This window comes from Rhodococcus sp. NPDC055112, from assembly GCF_053607505.1.
Genome location: NZ_JBSGTR010000113.1, coordinates 1 through 4002, shown reverse-complemented (window position 1 = coordinate 4002; position 4002 = coordinate 1). Strand labels below are relative to the sequence as shown.

The window sequence follows — 4002 nt, the reverse complement described above, 5'->3', positions numbered from 1 at the left end:
GGGGGGGCCCCCACCGGTCCGCGCGGGGTCGCCCCCACCACGTTTTTCGTCGGCGGGTCCGCGCCGCCGCACGGCGCTCGGGGCGAACGGAAAATGCCTCGGCAGTTCGGGTGGACATCGTCGTATGCCATTCCGTAACCTGTCTGAGACCTTCCGAAATCTTGCCGCGTCACCCGGCGTGGCATCGGAGGTCACCACCACGCAGGATCCGGGCGCCGCAGGCGCCGGTTCGGCACCGGGGGCGGAGTCGCCGGGGTGAATCTCCCGTTCGGATCTCGGTTCGCGGGGCAGGGCTGATCTTCCCAGCCCGACCCGTCAGCCAATCCGGCCGACGGGCAGTGGAAGAACGGAGTACCAGCTTTCGTGGCGTCACAGAGACTGAAACGATCCACCAGCGCAGTGCTGGCAACGGGCCTGCTGTCCCTCGCGGCAATTGCAGTCCCCGCGGGCACCGCAGCCGCAGATCCCGCGCTGGAGAATCCGACAGCCGCGCTCGAGAAGCTCTCCGAACTCTCCCGCACGTCCGAGCAGACCAATGAGGCGTTGCACAACGCCCAGATCGACCTCGAGTCCAAGACCGCCGTCCAGCGCGACGCCGACGCCAGGCACGCCGCCGACGAGAACTTGTTGACCGAGGCGAAGGCCAGGATCGCGCAGTTCCAGCCCGCGGTCGACAAGCTCACGACGGCCAGCTACCAGGGCGCCCGCGTCAATCGACTGTTCGCGGTGATGGTCTCCGATTCTCCGCAGCAACTCCTCGACCAGATGTCCACGCTCAGCGTGCTGTCCGCGGACACCGCGGCCCAGGTCGGTCACTTCAAGCAGGCAACCGACGAGGCCGCGACCGCGGCCGAGGCCTCGCGTCAGTCCGCCGATGCCGCGCGCACCGCCACCGAGCAGGCCAGGTCGATCAGCGACGACCTGCAGAACAAGCAGAGCGACCTGCAGGCCCAGATCGCGCAGGTCACCCAGGCGTTCGGCGCGCTCAGCAGTTCGGAGCGGGCGACCCTCGCGGGCACCCCGTTCCCTCCCGGATTCGATCCGCAGACGATCCTCAAGGGGCTCGTGCCCGGGTCGAACTCGGGCGCGTTGCAGGCCGGCATGACGCAGGTCGGTAAGCCGTATGTCTGGGGTGCCACCGGTCCGGACGGATACGACTGCTCCGGCCTGATGGTGTGGGCCTACAAGCAGATCGGCAAGACGCTGCCGCGCTCGAGCCAGGCCCAGGCCGAGGGCGGGGTCCCGGTCTCGCGCTCCGAACTGCAGCCGGGCGACCTGGTGCTGTTCTACCCCGACATCTCGCACGTCGGCATGTACGCGGGCAATGGCAACATCCTGCACGCGTCCACCTTCGGTGTTCCGGTCAAGGTCGCGCCGATGGACGCGTACCCGTTCTACGGCGCCAGAAGGTACTGAACGCCGTACCGGACGTCCCGCCGCGGCAGCCACGGCGTCGGATCCGGAAATGGGAGGCGGCTGCGCTCGGGGGGCTGCTCGCGGTCGTCGTGGTCGGCGTGTTGACGGCCCGGTCGCAGCTGACCGAACCGGAGCCGCGCGGTTCCGACGGCACCGCCAGCGTGAACCCGTACGAACAGGCCCGTCGCGCGGGTGTCCAGGACCTCCTGAACCGCTGGGCGAGCGCGGTCAGGGACGGTGACACCGCCGCACTCTCCGCGCTGTTCGACCGCGCCGCCGCGCCCGAGTTCCTCGCCTCCGAGATCCGCCGCAGTGAGCATCTCGCCGACGTGCCGTTGGCGGACTGGGGCTACGAGATCGGATCCGACCCCGAGACCCCGGTCCCGACGGACCTGGCCGAGCAGCTCGACGCCACCGACGTGTGGGCGGTGCCCGCGTACCTGCGCTACGCCATCGAGGGCGCGGACGCCGGTCCCACGCGCAAGCCCGTCGCGCTGATCGTGGCCAGGCGGGGGGAGAGCTGGACCCTGGTATCCGACCGGTCGCTCCCCGAGTACGGGCGTCATACCTGGCGTGGCCCTTGGGATTTCGGTCCGGTCGTGGTGCGCGAGGTGGACACCGGCTCGCACTCGTCGGTGGTGCTCGGTCACTCCGATCAGGAGGACCTGATCGACGCGATCGCGGCGGACCTCGCGGACGCGGTGTCCTCGGTGACCGAACTGTGGGGTCCCGACTGGTCGCAGCGAGCCCTGGTGGTCGTCAGCTCCTCCCAGGAGGAGTTCGAGGAACAGGTCGGAGCCGATCACAGCGGGTCCGATATCGCCGCGGTCGCGGTCTCGGACGTCGTCGAACCCGGGTCCGGTTCCCCGACGGGCCAGCGCGTCGTGTTCAGCCCTGCCGCGTCCGAGCGGCTCAGCGTGGACACCCGGCACTCGGTGCTTCGACACGAGCTCACCCACGTGGCCGCCCGCGCCGCGACCACCGACGGATCACCGTTGTGGATGCTGGAGGGCTTCGCCGACTACGCCGGTCACCGCGATGCCGCTGACCCCGTCGGTCGGTCCGCGCCGATTCTTGCGGCGGCGGTCGTCGCGCACGGGCCGCCGACGCGGCTGCCCGTCGACGCGGACTTCACGGCAGGTGGTGAGCGCGCGCAGGCCGCGTACGAGCTGGCCTGGTCGGTCTCGGCCTATGTCGCGGATCGGTTCGACGAGCCGACGCTGCGCGAGCTGTACGTGGACCTGGCGACCGGCCCCCTGGACGGCCACGAGCTCGATGTGAAGCTGCACGAGGCCGTCGGGCTCTCCGCGTCCGAGTTCGTGACCGACTGGGGCCGCTGGGTCGCCGAGGGCCTCGACTGAGGGCAGGCCGACCCGACCCTGCGCATCGGCCACCCGTGTCCGGCAATTACGGTGAACACATGCGCCGAACCCTGTTGGTGACGAATGACTTTCCGCCCCGACCGGGAGGCATCCAGTCCTACCTCCAGTCCTTCGCGAACGCGCTGCCTGCCGACGAGTTGGTGGTGTACGCCCCGCGCTGGCGGGGTGACAGCCACAAGAAGTTCGACGCGCGTCAGCCGTTCGAGGTGGTCCGCCACCCCACGACGCTGATGCTGCCGACGCCGCTGGTGGCCCGCCGGGCGGCCAAGCTGGTGCGGTCGCGCGAATGCGACAGCGTGTGGTTCGGGGCCGCGGCCCCGCTGGCACTGCTGGCGCCAGGGCTGCGTCGGGCAGGCGCCGAGCGGGTCGTGGCCAGCACGCACGGCCACGAGGTCGGCTGGTCGATGTTGCCGGGCGCCAGGCAGGCGCTGCGCCGGATCGGGAACACGACGGACACGGTCACCTTCGTCAGCAAGTACACCCGCGGCCGGTTCGCGTCCGCGTTCGGAGCCGACGCCGCGCTCGAGCACCTGCCGCCAGGCGTCGACACCGAGGTGTTCCGGCCCGACCCGGCGGCAAGGGCGGAGCTGCGGGCGCGATACGGGCTGGGCGATCGCCCGACCGTGCTGTGCCTGTCCCGGCTGGTCCCGCGCAAGGGGCAGGACGTGCTGATCCGGGCGCTGCCGCGGATCCGTGAGTCCATCGACGGCGCGGTGCTCGTGATCGTCGGCGGCGGCCCGTACCAGGGCCGACTCCACGCGCTGGCCGGGGAGACCGGGATGGAGGAGCACGTGGTGTTCACGGGCACCGTGCCGTCCGCCGAGCTCGCGGCGCACCACACGATCGCAGATGTCTTCGCGATGCCGTGCAGGACCAGGGGAGCGGGCCTCGACGTGGAGGGGCTGGGGATCGTGTTCCTCGAGGCCTCGGCCGCGGGTGTCCCTGTGATCGCCGGTCGATCCGGTGGCGCGCCGGAAACGGTGCGGGAGAACGAGACCGGACACGTCGTCGACGGGCGGTCGGTCCGCCAGGTGGCCGACTCGGTGATCTCGGTGCTCGCCGACCGCGACCGCGCGGCGGCGATGGGTGCCGCAGGCCGCGCGTGGGTGTCCGAGCAGTGGCGCTGGGATGCGCTGGCGGCCAAGCTCAGCGGCCTGCTGCACTAGGCGCTACGCGCCCGTGCGCGGTTGACGAGTGCCTGCAC

At 71.0% G+C, this 4002-nt stretch carries 3 protein-coding genes; all 3 read left to right on the top strand.

The window, feature by feature from the left end:
- The first annotated feature begins 363 nt into the window (after positions 1 to 363).
- The 3 genes from ACWFRB_RS26210 to ACWFRB_RS26200 all read left to right on the top strand — a co-directional run bounded on the left by ACWFRB_RS26210 (position 364) and on the right by ACWFRB_RS26200 (position 3964).
- Complete coding sequence (locus ACWFRB_RS26210) at positions 364 to 1416, top strand: NlpC/P60 family protein (RefSeq protein WP_452644247.1); 1053 nt, start codon at positions 364 to 366, stop codon at positions 1414 to 1416.
- Between the two features lie 89 nt (positions 1417 to 1505).
- Positions 1506 to 2777, top strand: coding sequence for a hypothetical protein (locus ACWFRB_RS26205; protein WP_452644245.1), 1272 nt, complete (start codon positions 1506 to 1508; stop codon positions 2775 to 2777).
- 59 nt (positions 2778 to 2836) lie between these two features.
- On the top strand, positions 2837 to 3964 hold the full coding sequence (locus tag ACWFRB_RS26200; protein ID WP_452644243.1) for a glycosyltransferase family 4 protein: 1128 nt from the start codon (positions 2837 to 2839) through the stop codon (positions 3962 to 3964).
- The last annotated feature ends 38 nt before the right edge of the window (positions 3965 to 4002 follow it).